The sequence below is a fragment of the Hoylesella buccalis ATCC 35310 genome (genome assembly GCF_025151385.1).
Taxonomy (GTDB): domain Bacteria; phylum Bacteroidota; class Bacteroidia; order Bacteroidales; family Bacteroidaceae; genus Prevotella; species Prevotella buccalis.
The window spans coordinates 2,119,052-2,137,634 of sequence record NZ_CP102287.1; the positions used below are offsets into that span (position 1 = coordinate 2,119,052).

Consider the following 18,583-nt stretch of genomic DNA (forward strand, 5'->3'; position numbering starts at 1 on the left):
GTCATTTATGTACATAGTAACCGTATTTCAGGCAAATTATTTTGGTGCAAATATATAGATAAATATTAGAACAAACAAATAAAATGCATCTTTTTTTTAATTTAGTCAAAATTTTTATTCAAGCCTATTTTATGAAGCAGAATCCGTCAGTTATATTTACATTTCCGCATAACAGAATGTGATTACATAATTGAAATGGTATTGTAATGTTCACAAATTATATATAAATTTCACAGAATAGGTTAGTTGTTTTCTTGTTTTACCTGAAAATGAAGTTAAGATGAACACCAGTTTCACGGAAGGCTGACGCCCCACTACGCCATGGCTGATTCAATTTCATCCATGGCGCATGGATTGGCATCATTAGAATTCCGCATTCTTCGGTGTACGCGGGAATGGGATAACATCCCGAATGTTCTGCATGCCGGTCACGAAGAGGATTAGGCGTTCGAAGCCCAGACCAAAGCCTCCATGCGGACATGTGCCGTATTTACGCGTGTCGAGATACCACCACATATCTTTCATCGGAATATGGCGACGTTCGATTTCAGAAGTCAGTTTCTCAAGACTTTCCTCTCTCACCGAGCCACCGATGATTTCTCCTATCTGTGGGAATAGCACATCGGTACCTTGAACGGTCTTGCCATCCTCGTTAATTTTCATGTAGAAGGCCTTGATCTCCTTGGGATAGTCGTACATGATAACTGGCTTCTTAAAGTGGTGTTCTACCAAGAAACGTTCATGCTCACTGGCCAAGTCCATTCCCCATGATACAGGGAACTCAAATTTATGTCCGTTGGCAGCCGCCTCTTCCAAAATCTTGATACCGTCTGTATAAGTCAATCGCACGAAATCATTCTTCAAAACGCCCTGCAACCGTTCCAGCAAGGTTTTGTCGATCATCGAATTGAGGAAATCAAGATCGTCCTTGCAGTTGTCCAAGGCCCATCGTACACAGTATTTAATAAAGTCTTCCTCGAGATCCATCAAGTCGGGCAAGGCGATGAAAGCAATCTCTGGTTCAATCATCCAGAACTCAGCCAAGTGACGCGGCGTGTTTGAATTCTCGGCTCGGAACGTAGGCCCGAAGGTATAAATCTGTCCCAAAGCCGTGGCTCCCAACTCACCTTCCAACTGTCCGCTCACCGTGAGGCTGGTCATCTTACCAAAGAAATCATCTTCGTAGCTTACCTTTCCATCTTCTCCCTTTTTCAAATCATTGAGGTTCTGCGTGGTCACTTGAAACATCTCGCCAGCGCCTTCAGCGTCTGAGGCTGTAATCAAGGGTGTGTGGAAATAGAAGAATCCATGTTCGTGGAAATATTGATGGATGGCGAAGGCCATATTGTGGCGGATGCGCATCACGGCGCCAAAGGTGTTTGTGCGCAGGCGCATGTGAGCATGCTGACGCATGTACTCAAACGACTGTCCTTTCTTCTGCATGGGATAGTCGCTACCACACAAGCCATAGACCTCGATGTCCTGGCATTGGATTTCCACGCTCTGTCCCTTGCCTTGGCTCTCTACCAAGGTACCGGTAACACAGAGGCAAGCGCCTGTTGTAATACTCTTCAACGTATCGGCATTGATCTTTGACGGATCAACAACAATCTGTATATTCTTGATGGTAGAGCCGTCGTTCAAGGCAATAAAATCAACGGCCTTACTACTGCGATGGGTGCGCACCCATCCCTTTACCACCACTTCTTTTCCAAAGTCGGTGCTCTTCAGAACATCAACAACTTTTGTACGTTTCATTATTTTTATTAGTTTACAAGTTTACGAGTTTACGAGTTCACAAGTTAATACCGTGACTTGGTGTCATACGCAGTCGACCATGTGCGACATTATAGAACTGTTTACGAGTTTACGAGTTTACGAGATAACGAGTTTACAAGCTAATACCGTGACTTGGTGTCATACGCAATCGATTATAGGGCGACATTATAGAACTGTTTACTAGTTTACTAGTTTACAAGTTTACGAGTTTACAAGTTAATACCGATGAGTTGTTGTCATTCGCAGTCGATTATAGGGCGACATTAAAGAACCATCAACTCGTGAACTTGTGAACTTGTCAACTTGTCAACTATACATCTCAACTACTCAAATGCTCCCATGCGAAGTATGTTCACCTCTTCTTCTGTCAAGAACCGCCAGTCGCCTCGGCGAAGGTTTTTCTTGGTCAAGCCAGCGAACTGAACGCGATCCAACTTGATGACGCGATAGCCCAGACTCTCGAAGATGCGACGAACGATACGATTCTTACCACTGTGAATCTCGATGCCCACCTGGTTTTTATCGGTTTCATGCGCATACTCAATGGCATCTGCATGCACCTCTCCGTCTTCCAGCTCGATACCTTCTGCTATCTTTTGCATGTCGTGAGCCGTCACATTCTTGTCCAGGAACACATGGTACACCTTTTTCTTTAAATACTTGGGGTGGGTCAGTTTGCTGGCCAGGTCACCATCGTTCGTCAGCAACAGCACACCCGTGGTGTTGCGGTCCAGACGTCCAACCGGATAGATGCGCTCGGGACACACGTTCTTCACCAAATCCATCACCGTCTTACGCTGCTGCGGATCATCGCTGGTGGTGACGTAGTCCTTCGGCTTGTTGAGCAACACATAAACTTTCTTTTCCAGAGATACCGGTTGATCATGGAACACCACCTCATCGGTACGCATGACCTTGGTTCCCAACTCTGTCACCACTTCGCCGTTTACCTTGACCACACCGGCCTGGATGAACTCATCGGCCTCGCGACGACTGCACACACCGGCATTCGCCAAAAACTTATTCAGACGAACGGGTACGGTGGGGTCTACATGCTGTTCACTGTATTCAATGCGCTTCTTCAAGCTATACTTGGCATTGGGATCGTAATCGGGCGTACGCTGACGATAGCCACCACGATTGTTGTAGCCGCCATACTGCTGTCTGCCCCTATTGCCGTAGCCACCCCGATTGTAGCCACCCTGCTGACGAGGTTGATACCCACCTTCGCCATCGTCGTTGTAACGTGGACGATAACCGCCCTGCTGACGGGGTTGATAGCCGCCTTTGCCATCGTTGTTGTAACGTGGACGATAGCCACCCTGCTGACGAGGTTGGTAGCCACCTTCGCCCTCATTGTTATAACGGGGACGATACCCACCCTGCTGACGAGGTTGATAGCCGCCCTCACCATCGTTGTTGTAGCGCGGACGATAACCGCCCTGCTGGCGAGGTTGGTAACCCTCACTGCGATAACGGGGACGATAACCGCCTTGCTCACCATGCTGATTGAAGCGGGGACGATAAGCACGTTGCTGTGCGCCACCCTCCTCATTGGTCTGCAAATTGCTTCCAAATCCTTCAGGACGGAAGCCCCCTGCTTGGTTTAATCGCTCTGGGCGATTACTGCTGTATGTTCGTTGACTTTGGATTCGGGGACGACGTGTCCGCTCTCCTCCGCCATGATAGTCGCGTTGATTGTTGTCTGCGTGATTTTCGTAGCCCTCCCGAGCTGAATCGCGCTGTGCTGATGATTGTTCTTGAAGATTTTTGTTTAATTCTGAATCCATAATTCTAATTCTTTTTCTTATTTTACCATAAGCCTCACGGCCTTATTTCTACTTTCTCGAATGGAGATGACCAGCACCGAGCGAGCCATCCCTTTAAAATCATTTTTGTTACTTTCTACCTTATTATATATATAACTACTTATTATTTTGATTTCACGCTATCACATGTAGCCTTCATATTTTCTCAACGAGCCTATTATACGCCTGTATAGTTGTGAGGTGTAATGGCCATCAATTCGGCTTTCACCTCATCGCTGACATTCAGTCCTTGCACGAATTCGTGAATGGTTTGTTCGGTCATTTTCTGATTGGTGCGCGTCAGGGCTTTCAATGCCTCGTAAGGATGTGGATAAGCCTCTCGGCGAAGAATGGTCTGAATGGCCTCTGCCACGACAGCCCATGTATTGTCCAAATCCTCACTAAGTCGGTCTTCGTTCAAGATGAGCTTGCGAAGTCCTTTCAGCGTACTTTGAATGGCGATGACGGTGTGTCCCAATGGAACGCCCACGTTACGCAAGACGGTAGAATCCGTCAAGTCGCGCTGCAACCTGCTCACAGGCAGCTTCTGCGCCAAGAATTGCAGAATACAGTTGGACATACCTAAGTTGCCCTCACTGTTTTCAAAGTCAATGGGATTCACCTTGTGAGGCATGGCACTCGATCCTACTTCGCCAGCCTTGATTTGCTGTTTGAAATATTCCATCGAGATATACATCCAGAAATCTCTGTCCAAGTCGATGATGATGGTGTTGATACGGCGGATGGCATCAAACACTGCCCCCATGTTATCGTAATTACTGATTTGGGTGGTAAACTGTTCACGGTGCAGTCCGAGCGCTTCTTCTACGAAACGGTTGCCAAATACTTTCCAATCGATGGACGGATAAGCTACATGATGCGCATTGTAATTGCCGGTTGCCCCGCCAAACTTCGCACTCATCTTGCAGGCTTTCAACTGTTCCAACTGCTCGCGCAGGCGGTAGGCGAACACCATGATTTCTTTACCCAAGCGGGTTGGCGACGCAGGCTGACCGTGCGTTTTGGCCAACATGGGAACATCGTTCCATTGTTCCGCGTATTGCTCCAACTGACCAATCAGCTCTTCCACCTGCGGAACAACGACCTCAGCCAGAGCCTCTTTGATAGACAGTGGTACACTGGTGTTATTGATATCTTGCGACGTTAAGCCAAAATGGATGAATTCCTTGTAAGCGTCCAGTCCGCCAATCTTGTCAAATTCTTCCTTCAGGAAATACTCCACGGCCTTGACGTCATGGTTGGTCGTACGCTCGATATCCTTGACACGCTGGGCGGATGTTTCATCAAAATGGCGGTAAACATCCCGCAAACGACTGAACAGCGCGGTGTCGAACGATGCCAACTGCGGCAAGGGCAACTCGCATAACGCGATGAAATATTCCACCTCAACGCGTACACGATAACGAATAAGTGCGTACTCAGAAAAATAATCGGCCAAGGCAACCGTCTTGTTCCTATAACGTCCATCTATCGGTGAGATGGCAGTCAATGCATCCAGTGTCATATCTACAATCTTGTCTTAGGCGACAAAATTACGAATTAAAATCGATATAGCACGTGAAGTTTCCGTAAAAGTTACTTAAAATAATATGTACAAACGCCTAATTCGGTTGCTCTAGTCTTAACATCTCTGATTGTTATGCCAATACGAGATATGCTAAGACCCTCTTTTATATATTGTAGCGAAATAGGCTTTCCATAGAATGCACAGAGCATCTGCAAGCATACGGCTCCACAGTCTGTACTCTCCATTTGCCAAAACAATTTAAATTTTTTCAAAACTCGCTTTTAATAATTAATATCAATTCCTCGTTCTATTCCCTCATTGTTCAAGGAACGTTTGGTATTGTTTCGTTTCTTGCCAAAATCAAGTCTATAACTCACGCCCAACAACAGCATATTAGCATTGTCCCTGATACATTGGCTGTATTCTTCGGGATGGACGTCTGATACGACGATATTCTCATAAACACTGCCTCGCTTTGTGAACATGTCCACCCCTGTAAGTGAAAAGAGCCAGTTCTTATGCTTATACTGGACCTTGACTGTGTTCCACCTATCCTTTGTGCTGTATGAGTTTCCTGACAAATTATAGTCGGGCTGTATCTGATACATAGCAGTTATGAGCCAATTTCCGAAAGACAACGCCCCATTCAGGGATGCGTACAGCCGATTCCTGACATAACTCTTATCCGTCATGGTGATATGCAAATTATTCCAACCTACGTTCCCCCATACTGTCGCAAACCCGAAAAGTTCTTGTGCCGCTAAGTTCAACTCAAGATTGAATTGGTCGTCGTGCTGTCCGTTAACAGGGCGACTCATAAACATGTCATAATACGGACTTGAAACATCACTGATATAGCTATAAGCGTAGTAGATAGGCTTCTGTGTCCTGCTGTAAGAAGCCCACAAGGAACCCGTAAAACGTTTATCGGCATATCGTACATACACCCTGTTCCTAATATAGGAAGACGGTTTCAGGTCTGGGTTACCCTGCCGGATGGTAATGTCGTCAACCCTTTGTATCAAGGCAGACTGCTGCGTAACTGACGGCAACGACGGTTCGAGCATCAGCAGATAATTCAACGTCAGACGTTGTGATAGCGGATAATTGGCAACGATGTTTGATTTCAGCCTTACAGCATCTGTCTTGTACGAGTTGTTGTTGGCATGATTGTAAATGCCAATAGCACTTAGACTGTAACCCAAACGCTTGATTTTTCCCTGGAGTTGACCATACATCGACAGCCTGTTCTGAGTGATTTTACCCTTACCTAAAATCCCATTCTCTGTCTGTTCGTTGTCGGTACTGTTATAATACTCCTTGATTCCCAAGGCTGCGACAAGGTTCTTGAGGGTTTTAGAATACATAATATCGGCAGTTAAACGCCACGACTTATCGTTTGTTAGCGACAGTACGGAATCATCGGGCAACGAACTTTGATATAAGTTGATGTATCGACGGTTATAATCGCCCGACCCATATATGCCATACACATTGGCTTCAATATATTGTGTCTCGTCTATCTGCTTCCTAAAGAACAAATCGATACTGGGTGAACTGTATTTCAATTTTTTGTGCGTCAGGTTCTGATATTGTGACAGGTTACCCATGTATTGCTGCGTGTTCCATGAATCTTCATCCATCTTTTGATTCTCAATTCCAAAACCGGCCTTTGCCGCAAAAACCGTATTAGGATCATGCATATAGGTATAACCCAATGATATCGTATTCCACCAGTAGCGGAAGTCGCCGGGTATTCCGTTTCTTTCTCTCAAGACTGGGGCATTCCGTCCGATAAACTCACTGGAAGAGTTTATTTCCCTCTCATCGTAATCTCTCCAGTTGGTGCTATAATTGAGTTCCCATACGGATTTCTTGCGATAATACCCCAAACCAATATTGCCATTGAGAAAACCTGCATTAGCCCCTGTCAGCACATTGGCGATGACCGATCCCCCATCACCTCTCGGATTGAGTATCACATTAATCACCCTGCGGTTTTCATATCTTACGTCAGGATTGTCATGGTATTCAATACGTAAGATACGTTGCGGGTTTAACGCCAAGAAATGACTTAGGCTACACGGTCTTCCGTTAATCTTAAAAACAGGTGTCGCATTATCCACCTGAACCGATTGCAAGGACTCGTTCACCGTCAGTCCCGGCATTTTATATTGCATGTCGCTCAACAGTGACAAACCGTTGGCTGCCCGATCCAACTCCTTTCTTGACGGGATGATGATATACCTGTCCGGCTTTTGAATGACCGTTTGGGCAGTGACAACAACCTCTCCTAAACTCACTTCCATGGGTTTAAGTTCTATTGTACCCAAATCTACAAACTCACCGTCAGTACCAGATATCCTGATGTAGACCGTGGTATAATCCTCTTTCGATATTTCGATTGCCAATATAGAATCGGTAACGTTTGCCGATGAAAACTTCCCCGATGGGTCGGTTTCAACCCCGACAACCACCTTCTTCATACTGTTACGTCCGATAACCAAGGCTTTCCGTATCGGTTTACCCTTTTCGTCAACCACAAATCCTTTTACTACATATGCATGCAAGAATATGGATTGCAATAACATAACCAAAACAAAAAATATCTTTCGCATAGCCTAATTTTATTGTTAGTATAATTGAGAACAAGAGTTCTATATAGTTAATGAGAAAAATGGTTGAGTTCTATCATTCTATTCCATCTGAACTTTATATTAACGTGAGTTCGATAATTATAAGTGTCTATAAATTTGGTGATTAGCGAAATTTGTTATACCTTTAAGGTGTTGTGTTACAAACAATTACAAACAAAAATCGCTATAATCACCGAGGACAAAGTTACTGAAACATTTTGTATGGCAGATGATTTCTGCAAGTTTTTTGATGCAATGGTGGCAAAATATACGCGGCACTGTCAGTCAGAGTTGAGGTTGCTCATGAGTTAATGAAATCTCGAGTAGTGTCTTTCGTTGATATTTTTTACCAAATAACGCCCTAAAAATGGCACTTGAAAACTTTCAATATAGAGAAAAACAATAGGCTGGGAGGATGCAAATGAGAGATGATTGGACAAGAAAAAACACCATACCAAATAAAAGCAATGAGTTTATCCAGCAAGAAGCATCCTTTTGACCCGCTACCTACACGCTGTTGGGCGTTAAAAGCATGTCAATATCAGCCGTTAACACCTGCTTTTGGCGGGTAAAAAGCAGAAAACGAGGCTGCATAACAACACCGAAAACATATAAACAGCTGTGTATGAACAAGATACAAAAGTCGCTCATGCTTGGCGTATTTACGTCCACGAGGCGGGTTGATTATCTACACGCCAAATATGAAGAGGCAAGGTGTCAAGAAAAATTCCTATTCTATGCCTCGCAGATGCCCCGTTGACGCTCACCTGCATGAAATGAGTCTGGGGCATTTTTTTGCTCATCTTTTGAATATTCATCCGACCAGAATTGGCTCACGTCTTGCCGAAAAAAGAAAGCCCAAGAGCAGGTTTACTGCCCTTGGGTACTTCTGGCCTTTACTTTTTCAGTAAAGCCTTATTTACATTCACAAAATAGCCAGCCTGATGGCTTTAGTATTCGTCTTCGTTAAACAGGAAATCTTCTTTGGTAGGATAATCGGGCCAAATATCTTCGATACTGTCATAAACATCTCCCTCATCCTCTATTTCCTGCAAATTCTCCAGCACTTCCAGTGGAGCACCCGAGCGGATGGCATAGTCAATCAGCTCATCTTTCGTTGCAGGCCAAGGTGCATCTTCAAGTTTAGAAGCTAGTTCAAGTGTCCAATACATAGTTTATCAAAATTAGATGTTAATCATTTTGCGTGCAAAAATAATGATTTTTCTATAATCACCAAGAAAGTTCCCACTTTTTTTCCATTACATTCTCATTAAAGTTGATTTTTCTGGCCAAGACAAACAAATAATCGGACAGTCGATTCACAAAAGCGAGGATTTCCAACTGTATGGGATGTGCTTCGTTCAACGAAACCATGCGCCGTTCTGCACGTCGACACACGGTTCTGCACACATGAGCCTGCGCGCTGGCAGGACATCCACCTGGCAACAAAAATGTTTTCTGGGGCGGCAAGGCTTGCGTCATTCGGTCAATCTCTTGTTCCAGCTCGTTCACCTCATCTGGCTGTAAGCGATAATGATTGGCCTGAGCCGGATGCTGCGAATCGCAGGCCAGATAACTGCCGATGACGAACAAGTTGGACTGTATGCGCTGAACGAAAGACTTGTCAGCAGCATCGGTCAGCAAGGTATCTAACACACCAAGATGCGCATTGAGTTCGTCCAACGTTCCGTACGTTTCAATGCGCAGGTCATCTTTCTTCACCCTGGCACCGCCAATGAGTGCCGTAGACCCCTTGTCGCCGGTCTTTGTATATATTTTCATTGCATCTGATATTTAGGACGGTTCTATAAATTACCGCCGTAAAGTTTTTTGTATGTTGGTCGGTTTACGTTTTGTCATCTTGCGGTCTCTTTTTAGTTCAATTTGCTTGTTCGTTCAGTCGTATAGCCCGCTATACTCCTTCAATCACAAACAAATTGAACACAAAAACAGACTCGCAATCTGAAAAAGCTAATTCATAGAACCGCCCTTTAGAAATTGATGATATAGACTTGTTTGCTTTTGGTATGATCGAAGAAAATGATTCCGCAATCATAGAGATCAAAGGCCACCCCGGTACGTGCGTCGTTGACCAGCTCTTTCCAGCGCACTTTAGCCTTTTTAGAGGCGTAAATTCCCTCAACGATGAGTATCGAACGCTCGTGCGCCCTACTAACAAAGGCTTCGCACATCGGCCATCGGTCATCCTCCATGGCCGTTACCAACACGTCTGACGCCGCAACCTTGTCCACCTCACCTACTTCATGGACATCAACGAGGCTGGCCGTGCGGCATCCTGCCTGGACATAAGCGCAGTAAACATCATTTTGATGCGTACACAGCGCCCACTGCCTGGCCTGTGTCGCATGGGCTATGCGAAAGTACAGGCGTGCCAGCTTCAGCGTCAACCGGTCTTGCCGCGGGAATGCTTGCTTCAAATCAGTGTAAGCATCATAAGAATAATGCGCATTGATGACCTCTCTGTCAAACCGATAAGCCGACGGCGACTGTATGCCAAAGCCCTGCGAATGTGTGAAACGACGCATGAAAACCGTGCTCCGCTTGAACCAATAACGTAGGGAAGACAAACCGTTAACCATGATTCTTTCTATTTGGAAATAAACAAGATAGCCTCAGCCGAGTGTGTATAAAAGCAAAAAGAGAGGCGTTCCATCTCGTGAAACACCTCTCTCATGATGTAATATCTTATATGAAATAAGATTCAAATAAATTACTCAGAAACCTGAACAGTAGCACGACGGTTGAATGAGATTGGAGAAAGCTCATCAACACCACCGTTACCCTTGGTAGAGATGTTGTCGCGGCTTACGCCCATCTTAACAAGCTCGTTAGCAACTGTCTTGGCACGCTCTTCTGACAACCACTGGTTGTACTTAGGCTTACCAGTTGCGCTGTCAGCATAACCGTTAACCATCAAGCGAGAGTTGTTCTCCTTAGCATACTTAGCAACAGCCTGTACGTTTACGAGATCCTTCTGAGAAGCGATGTTGGTCTTGTTGATGTTGAAGAATACAGATACAGGAGTTGTAACGAATTCCTTAACAGTAGCTGGAGTTTCAGCTGGCTTCTGGTTAGCCAACATGTCCTTCAAACGAGCGTTCTCCGCATTAGCGTCATTGAGCTGTGCATTGAGAGCGTCAATCTGTGACTGTGACAAAGCCTTGATAGCATCAACATCAGGAACGCGATCCCATGAAGCCTTACCCAAGTTGAAGGTCAAACCAAGCTCGCCATAGAAGTTGTTGTCGTGCGAATCCCATCCGCGATTACCAATTGACTTTTCGGTACCACCGTCGATATCGGTTTCCAAACGGTTCCAACCTGCCTCTAAGTGAAGAGCTACGTGTTGACCCAAACGGAATGTATTCAAGATACCAACGCTCAAGTCCATAGCATACAAGTTGTGTGTCATTGTGCGGCCAAAGCCAGCACCTGCGAATGGAATGAAGTTCCAAACACGATTTGGATTGTAACCACAAAGCATGTTGCTCAAGTTGAACAATGCATGCTCGTTCAAAATCCAATACTTGTTATCATCTCCTACTGGCTTTCCAGCCTTGTCAGCATAAACAGTCTTACCCCAAACACCCTGCAACTTTGTGCGGAGACCGAGGCCAGGTGTAAACCACTTACCTACAGCTATTGATGCAGCGGGGCTAGAACGGAAATCTTTGAATGGACTTCTATCCAAACCATTTCCATGTTCTTCGCTTGAATACCAAGCATTCCACTCACCACCTACCTGGATAAACCAGTTACTCCAGAAAGAGTTGGTTGCTACGCTATGCTTCAACGTAGGGTCTGCGTCTTGTGCCATTGAGCACATAGAAACGCCGGCAAATGCCAAAACGATTAAAAATTTTCTCATAACCTTTATTTATTAAACAATCAAAAAATATTCTTAAACAAGATAGCATATAGTGCTAATCGTGGACAAAGATAATAATAAAAATTAAATATCATCACTTTTCTCCCATAAATCAACCTTTTTGATGAAAAAAAACAACTTTTTTAATAATTCAAGTCTATTTTAGGCCTTTATGAATCGAATAAACGTTCTATTTCAGACTGTTGGAGGATGTGTAGGATAGATTTACCATCAGGAGTATAATTTACATTTTGACACCTGAACAGACTGTTGACCAAGTTTTCCATCTCATCATTATTCAGCACTTGTCCCGTTGGCAAGGCTGCACTTCGTGCCAAGCTCAAGGCCAAAGCCCGATGTACTTCTTCTACCGCGCTGGAATCTTTCTCCTTGGCAGACACCAGCATGTCGTGTATCAGTTGGACGGCATCCAGTCCTTCAATCCCTGATGGAACAGCCTGAATGGCATAATCATGATTGCCCATGTCAGTAAACTCGAAGCCCATGGCGACAAACTCTGGCTTGAGCTTGGCAAAGTTCATCGCTTCGGATGGAGAGAATTCAATCAACTCGGGGAACAGCATTTTCTGCGGATAGGCTTTCTGGTTTTTGATTTGCTGCAAATATCGTTCGTACAACACCCTGACGTGCGCGCGGTGCTGGTCTATCATCATCAATCCCGACTTGACGGCTGTCATGATGTACTGACCCTTATATTGATAATGTATAGGAGATTTGTCTTCCACCAGTTCGTCATCGCTGCCTTCCCCATTATTAGCATTCTGGTCAAAAACATTGGGCATGGTGGGCGGTTGACTGATGCTGTCGTAGAGCTGTTCCCAATGGTCTGCCGACGGCTTGGAAGCGGATTCCCCACCTTTGAATGGATTGTATTGCGGATTGTAGTTCACCTTTGGAACCACCGCACCATCGTTTCCTGGCGTATAGACGGGAATGTCGGGCTGTCCCTGCGTGTCAAATTCGATGGATGGCACATCATTGAAAAGTCCTACAGCTTCTCTCACGGCTGCGAACAGGATTTGGAAGATGGCCTGTTCGTTCTCAAACTTGATTTCAGTCTTGGTGGGATGGATGTTGACATCGATATCCTGCGCCTTCACTTCGAAGTAAATGAAATAAGGAACCTGCTCGCCTTGCGGCACCAATCGCTCAAAGGCGTTCATCACGGCCTTGTGGAAATAAGGATGCCGCATGTAGCGGTTGTTGACGAAGAAATACTGATGCGCTCCTTTTTTCTTGGACGATTCTGGCTTGCCGACAAAACCACTCAGCTTACACATCGACGTCTCCACGCCCAATGGCAGCAGGTCTTGATTGATGCGTTTGCCAAAAATATCTACAATTCTTTGTTTCAATCCTCCAGAACGGAGGTTAAACAACTCCGAGCCATTGCTGTACAAGGTAAAGGCCAACTGTGGATTGACCAAGGCAATGCGCTCGAAAGCCGAGATGATATGGTTGAGTTCTGTGGTGTTTGATTTGAGAAAACGGCGACGAGCCGGGACATTATAGAACAAGTTAGCAACCGTGAAATTACTGCCTACCGGACATGAACAAGGTTCTTGTCCCATAAATTTGGACCCAGCGATAGACAAATGAGTACCCAACTCATCTTCTTCCCGCCGCGTCTTCAATTCTATTTGCGCCACTGCGGCAATGGATGCCAGGGCTTCACCTCGAAATCCCATGGTCTGCAAGGCGAACAAATCGTCGGCCTTGCGGATTTTGGACGTGGCATGGCGCTCAAACGACAAGCGGGCATCCGTGCCGGACATTCCTTTTCCGTCATCAATTACTTGTATGGAGGTCCGTCCAGCATCCTCGACAAGGACGTTGATTTCCTTGGCGTCGGCATCAACAGCATTTTCCACAAGCTCTTTGATGACACTTGCGGGGCGTTGAATCACTTCACCAGCGGCTATCTGATTGGCTACGATGTCGGGTAAAAGTTGTATAACGTCCTTCATTCTTCTGGTTCTTTCTCCTTTTATTGTTTTCTATACGGTCAGCCCCTTCAGTTGAATGAGCAACCACAGCACAACGAACGCCAGCAACACAACGAACAGTGCTTGCAGCAACACGGTGGCTATCGAAAGAGATTTCCTTCGGTGCGCATGATAGGAAGAGCGCCTGATGGTCCCCTTCAACTGCGCTTCAGCATCATACGGTTGCTCTTCTTGTTGACCCAAGGCTGCCTTCGCACGGCGTTCCATCGCCTTCAGACGTTCTTTTCGTTCGTCCACATAGATATATTGATGCTGAAAGCCTCGGGGCTTTGGTTGCTGAAAGAAACTCATGGCGTTGCTCCTTTCTTTCGATTCAATCGTTGCAAGGGGGCTTGCTGTCGTGGTACATACTTCAGTTTGTTGCCTCCTTCTTTCCCTCGCCAACGGAATACATCATCCTTATCCTTCGGTCTGATATCCGCAAACCAGGCAAAGTCGGGCAAACGTTCCTTGTTGGCTGGTATCTGCGACATCGGATAAGAGGTGCCCACCGCCTTGGGTGTCCATATCCTCTCGAGCTGCCGGTGGTCGGCAAAATACATTTTCATCGTATCTGTTTCCAGATAGTTCATCATCACCAATGAGCTGTCCTTGTCATCAAGGGGGTAGAATACCGACAGGACATTGCTCACAGCAACCGTTCTTCTGATGTTACCATCGGTGAAGTAAGCGTGCATTTCTTTCGATGACAGTTGGTTGTAATGATCATTCTGGTCAGCCTGTTCTATCGACAATGCCTGTCCAATGACGTGTGCCTCACGAATGGTACTGTCGTTCATATACAAATGAATCTGTTCTCCCAGAAGCTGACGATTGTTGTTCCACACGATGGGATCTTGATACATAGTCATGCACGAGTCTTCCGTACTGAACACCAACGAGTCGCATACTGCCTGAAGGTCTTTTCGGTACACCCTTACCTTATGATATGCGTGCACCTTGCGGTACATGGAGTCGGTATCGATATGAAAGGTGAACAACTTCAACGTATCACCATGCATGTACAAAGTGTCCTTTTGCGAATAGTCGATGACCAGCGCGCTATCGGTGGCCACGCCTTGTCCTGTCTTTTCATTATACTGAAGATAGTTGGCCAGCAGCGAGTTTCGATTCTTCTTATCCACGAACACCACGTTGCCGTTGCCATGGCTGTCGCCCGTACGACTGTCATAGAACAGACTGTCGCCCGTAATGGTTTTCTCTCCATCCACGATGGTAGACCTGCCATACAACTGCGCCTGGTCACTCTTGGTGTGGAAAAATGCATCCTTGGTCTCCACCACACTCGACTTGGTGGTTATCTTGGATGGCCCCAGCACATGGGCAATTGATTTCTTCGTGTCATAATGCAGCGTATCTGTGGTGACGAGTCGTTCGGGGCTCTTGAGTTTCACGTTATAGTAAAACACAGCCTGTCGGGTTTCGGTGTTATATTCACCCCAGTCGGAAACCAGTCGGTCTTTCCCGTCTATCAGTGTTCCACCCTCAAAGAAATAAGCATTTTTGTACAGTCGGTCATAGTCCAAACTGTCGGTGCGCAAGACTTGTCTGCGGTGTTTCAGCACCACATTCTTCCTGGCCCGCATCACTTGTTCTTGTCCATCATAATCAGCTCGGTCGGCCACCAGCGACAGGGTGTCGCCTTGTCGGAAACGTACATGTCCGAAAGCCTGCATGGAATTGTCGGCCTCATAGAAGTAAGCACTGTCACAGGTCAGCCTGGCACCTTGATGTCTAAACGACACATGCCCTTTGAGTATCTGCGCTTCTGGGTTGGGTCCATACAGGTCATAACGCAACTCATCCGCATGCAAGAGTTCTACGCGGTCTTTCTTTTGCGTCTTTTTCTTGTTGCGTTGAGCAGGAAGAACCTGCGCTATACAAAGTCCAAACAGGCATAGACTCACGATGAACCTGATTCTATGCCCGCTCTTTGAAAGTAATTTACCTGTTCGATTGATCATCTAACCCAACCTTCGTATTCGTATTCACCCGTCTTGTAGCGGTCTTTCATCCGCACATACGTTTTCTTAATTTTATTGACCACCCAGTTATGGATAAAGTCTTGTCGTTCCTTGGCCAACACGATGTTCTGCATCACCTGATAGTCTTCCGTTATCGTGGCACGATGTCCATCGATACGATTGCGCAGTCGGATGAAGGCGCACACGGTCTTGCCGCGCTTGTTTATCATCCTAAAAGGCTTGGACACATCGCCCACCTTCATACCTTCTACCACTCGGGCCACTTCTGTAGGCAGGTCTTTCATCTGGAATCGTGAAGACAAACTTCCGGTCATCGGATCCAGATAAGCCATCAAGCCCCTGTTGTTGCGGGTATCTTTGTCATCCGAAATGAACGTTGCCACGTCACCAAAAGACAATTTCTCATCTTTTATATAAAAGCTGTCTTTGCGGAGCTGCGTTGCAATGGAATCAAGTCGCATGAGTGTTTTGTTAACCTCTTCATCAGTAACCTTCGGTTTGATTAAGATGTGGCGCACCTTGATTTTATCACCGCGCTTGTCAACCAACTGAATGATGTGAAAACCAAACTCTGTCTCTACAATCTTCGAAATCTTTTTCGGGTCTGTCAGGTTGAAAGCGACATTGGCGAACGCCGGGTCGAGCATACCACGCCCTGTGTAATCCATTTCACCTCCCTGGCGAGCAGAACCTGGGTCTTCTGAATAAAGACGCGCCAAGGTAGCAAAGGTGGTTTCACCCTTGGTTACACGCTCGGTATAGTTACGCAATTCGTCCTTCACCCGATTGATTTCCTCGGGTAAGATTCGCGGCATACGGGTAATAATCTCTACTTCCACCTCTGTTGGCACAAAGGGGATACTGTCTTCCGGCAGGTTTTTGAAATAAGCACGCACGTCAGAGGGAGTCACCTTCACATCCTCCACCAGTTTTTCCTGCATGCTCTGCACGAGCAAGTTGTTGCGGAAATCATCGCGCAACTGTGACCGCATCTGGGCAATGGATTGTCCACGATACTGCTCCAATCGCTCAACCGAACCACCTGCCATTTCAATCCATCGATTGATTTGTCGCTCGATGTTTGCGGTGACCTGTGATTCCTGCACCTTCACAGAGTCCAATTCGGCCTGATGCAAGAACAACTTCTGAACGGCAATCTGCTCTGGAATGGCAAAATCGGGGTTCCTCTTAAACTTGATGCCCTCAGCCTCAGCTTGCAAACGTGACATTTCCACATCCGATTTCATGATGGGCTCATCGCCAACCACCCAAATCACCTCATCGATGACACTCGACTCGGGAGCGCGCTGCTCCACACTTGTAGAGTCGGCTACAGGCTGCATGGCAGCCGAACCATGCGGTCGGGCACTGATTCCCAACACAACCGTGAGTGCCAGAAGGGCACAGCCTACGTTAAAAGTTTTATTCATGTTTCTTGTTTTGTCTGTTTACACCATCGCCAAACCTTAATGCTTGTTCACCGTAGCAAGCACGCTACGGTTCACGGTCACGGCATATTGTTTGCGAAGCCTTTCCACCCACTGCTTCTCCAGTTCATCTTGATAGTCAGCGACCACTTGTGCTTTCACGTCCCGGTAGTCTTTGGGGGCCTTGAGTTTTTTGCCGTAGGTGGCAGCGTATGGATAATCTTTCTCGAGCTTCAGCGGCACCTTCTTCCCAAAGACATTCCTGTCTACCAACGAATTATCACCCGCCTTGAAGATACCTTTTTCCACCTTGATGCGCAAGATGCTGTCGTTATTGAATGTACTGTGCAGTTTTTCCGTCCATTGGTCAAATGGCAGGTGTTTCACTACCTTCCGCACAGCCTTCACATCATTTTTGTCTTTTGTATAGTAGGCGATGCCCTTGAATCTCGGTTGCTCCCACTTATACCTTTTCTTGTTTTTCTTAAAATAGTCAGCCTGGCCCCTTTCATCACTCTGCGCCTTGGCCCAAACTTCTTTACTGCTGATTTCAAAGAGCAACAGTCCGTCGTGATACTCCTGAATGAGATATTTCAAGTTAGGATCTTTCGCCACCATTTCTGCGCGCTTCTTGGCCAGCACCTCGTCCGCAGTCACGTTAGGTCCGGCAGCTTTGGCCAAGGTTTCTATCTTTTGCGAGATGATTTGCTCGCGAATGCCCCGCTGCTCGATGAACCGCAAAATGCTGGTTCGCAACGAATCGTATGGGAAGAAATTGCCTTTGTCTTTCAACAACACAATGTGATAACCGGCGGGAGAAAGGAAAGGTTTGCTAAGCTCGCCCTTGCGTAGGGAGAAAGCCATGTCTTCAAACTCTTTCAGCGTCTGCCCTTTCTCTATCCATGGCAGTTCGCCACCTTGCTCGGCCGAGCCTCGGTCATCTGACAGTTGTCGCGCCAATGCAGCAAAGTCGGCTCCCTTCAGCAGGGCATTGTAAACCGAATCGGCACGCTGCTTCGCCTGGTTCTTCTTGTCCTCACCATCGGTCTGGCGAATACCAAACAAAATGTGTGCCGGTTTTACCAGTCCGCCCACACCGTCAACACGCTGCTGGCTTTCTCTGTAAATCTCACGAGCGCGCTGCTCTACATCGGCATCCGTAATCATGGCTGGCCTGATTTGCTGGTCGCGATAGGTAGCAAACTCTGTCTTGAACGAGCGAGCCGTATCCATTTTGGCAGCCTGGGCGGCCATCACCTTCAACTTATAGTTGATGAACAAGTCAACATATTCGTCAACGGTCTTCTTGTCGATTACGCCTTCCGCATTGTTCTTGTTGTAAGAATATTCAAATTCCGAACGCGTGATGGGCTGACCGTTGATGGTCATCACGACAGGATCGGTCTGCTGTGCCAGAGCCATGCTGCTACAGCAGAGCATGATGGTCAAAAGCTTTTTCATTTTTTTCATGTCTCGATGCTATTCTGTCTTCACCGGGAACTCC

Annotated in this window: 15 protein-coding genes and 1 pseudogene; 2 read left to right on the forward strand and 14 right to left on the reverse strand. The window is 46.3% G+C overall.

Translation table 11 applies throughout. From position 1 onward, the window contains the following. Positions 1 to 363: 363 nt before the first annotated feature. The 5 genes from asnS to NQ518_RS08830 all read right to left on the reverse strand — a co-directional run bounded on the left by asnS (position 364) and on the right by NQ518_RS08830 (position 7,658). Positions 364 to 1,758 (reverse strand): asparagine--tRNA ligase, encoded by a 1,395-nt coding sequence (gene asnS / locus NQ518_RS08815; RefSeq protein WP_040562645.1) that lies wholly within the window; start codon positions 1,756 to 1,758, stop codon positions 364 to 366. A 344-nt stretch (positions 1,759 to 2,102) separates the two neighbouring features. After that, the gene (locus NQ518_RS08820) at positions 2,103 to 3,569 is read right to left on the reverse strand and encodes a pseudouridine synthase (RefSeq protein ID WP_004349196.1); all 1,467 of its coding nucleotides are present in this window, start codon (positions 3,567 to 3,569) and stop codon (positions 2,103 to 2,105) included. Between the two features lie 196 nt (positions 3,570 to 3,765). Continuing rightward, positions 3,766 to 5,112 (reverse strand): adenylosuccinate lyase, encoded by a 1,347-nt coding sequence (purB, locus tag NQ518_RS08825; protein WP_004349198.1) that lies wholly within the window; start codon positions 5,110 to 5,112, stop codon positions 3,766 to 3,768. A 71-nt stretch (positions 5,113 to 5,183) separates the two neighbouring features. Then, positions 5,184 to 5,387 (reverse strand): cysteine peptidase family C39 domain-containing protein, encoded by a 204-nt coding sequence (locus NQ518_RS13615; RefSeq protein WP_162013125.1) that lies wholly within the window; start codon positions 5,385 to 5,387, stop codon positions 5,184 to 5,186. A 9-nt stretch (positions 5,388 to 5,396) separates the two neighbouring features. Next, positions 5,397 to 7,658 (reverse strand): TonB-dependent receptor family protein, encoded by a 2,262-nt coding sequence (locus NQ518_RS08830; protein ID WP_245543466.1) that lies wholly within the window; start codon positions 7,656 to 7,658, stop codon positions 5,397 to 5,399. A 279-nt stretch (positions 7,659 to 7,937) separates the two neighbouring features. Between NQ518_RS08830 and NQ518_RS13640 the strand changes: the two are divergent. Continuing rightward, positions 7,938 to 8,024: pseudogene (locus NQ518_RS13640) on the forward strand (transposase); the annotation flags it as partial. A 352-nt stretch (positions 8,025 to 8,376) separates the two neighbouring features. After that, entirely contained in the window at positions 8,377 to 8,511 is a 135-nt protein-coding gene (locus NQ518_RS08835; protein WP_260107729.1) for a hypothetical protein, read from the forward strand. Positions 8,512 to 8,701: 190 nt separating this feature from the next. On the opposite strand, the gene NQ518_RS08840 is transcribed toward NQ518_RS08835, so the two are convergent. The 9 genes from NQ518_RS08840 to NQ518_RS08880 all read right to left on the reverse strand — a co-directional run bounded on the left by NQ518_RS08840 (position 8,702) and on the right by NQ518_RS08880 (position 18,549). Then, a complete protein-coding gene (locus NQ518_RS08840) occupies positions 8,702 to 8,923 on the reverse strand; it encodes a DUF2795 domain-containing protein (protein ID WP_004349202.1) in 222 nt (73 codons plus the stop codon). A gap of 58 nt (positions 8,924 to 8,981) precedes the next feature. Continuing rightward, positions 8,982 to 9,533: a cob(I)yrinic acid a,c-diamide adenosyltransferase gene (locus NQ518_RS08845; protein ID WP_004349204.1), complete on the reverse strand. Its 552-nt coding sequence runs from the start codon at positions 9,531 to 9,533 to the stop codon at positions 8,982 to 8,984. 209 nt (positions 9,534 to 9,742) lie between these two features. After that, positions 9,743 to 10,351, reverse strand: coding sequence for a hypothetical protein (locus tag NQ518_RS08850; protein WP_004349206.1), 609 nt, complete (start codon positions 10,349 to 10,351; stop codon positions 9,743 to 9,745). Between the two features lie 131 nt (positions 10,352 to 10,482). Further along, on the reverse strand, positions 10,483 to 11,640 hold the full coding sequence (locus NQ518_RS08855) for an OmpA family protein (RefSeq protein WP_004349208.1): 1,158 nt from the start codon (positions 11,638 to 11,640) through the stop codon (positions 10,483 to 10,485). A gap of 170 nt (positions 11,641 to 11,810) precedes the next feature. Next, positions 11,811 to 13,628, reverse strand: coding sequence for a DNA mismatch repair endonuclease MutL (gene mutL / locus NQ518_RS08860; protein WP_227962247.1), 1,818 nt, complete (start codon positions 13,626 to 13,628; stop codon positions 11,811 to 11,813). A 30-nt stretch (positions 13,629 to 13,658) separates the two neighbouring features. Beyond that, complete coding sequence (locus tag NQ518_RS08865) at positions 13,659 to 13,958, reverse strand: hypothetical protein (RefSeq protein WP_227206684.1); 300 nt, start codon at positions 13,956 to 13,958, stop codon at positions 13,659 to 13,661. Beyond that, entirely contained in the window at positions 13,955 to 15,631 is a 1,677-nt protein-coding gene (locus NQ518_RS08870; RefSeq protein WP_227206642.1) for an OstA-like protein, read from the reverse strand. Before NQ518_RS08870 ends, NQ518_RS08865 begins: the two co-directional genes overlap by 4 nt. After that, positions 15,628 to 17,082: a peptidylprolyl isomerase gene (locus NQ518_RS08875; protein ID WP_227206640.1), complete on the reverse strand. Its 1,455-nt coding sequence runs from the start codon at positions 17,080 to 17,082 to the stop codon at positions 15,628 to 15,630. Before NQ518_RS08875 ends, NQ518_RS08870 begins: the two co-directional genes overlap by 4 nt. 36 nt (positions 17,083 to 17,118) lie before the next feature. Beyond that, positions 17,119 to 18,549: a foldase protein PrsA gene (locus tag NQ518_RS08880; protein ID WP_374211098.1), complete on the reverse strand. Its 1,431-nt coding sequence runs from the start codon at positions 18,547 to 18,549 to the stop codon at positions 17,119 to 17,121. Positions 18,550 to 18,583: the final 34 nt, after the last annotated feature.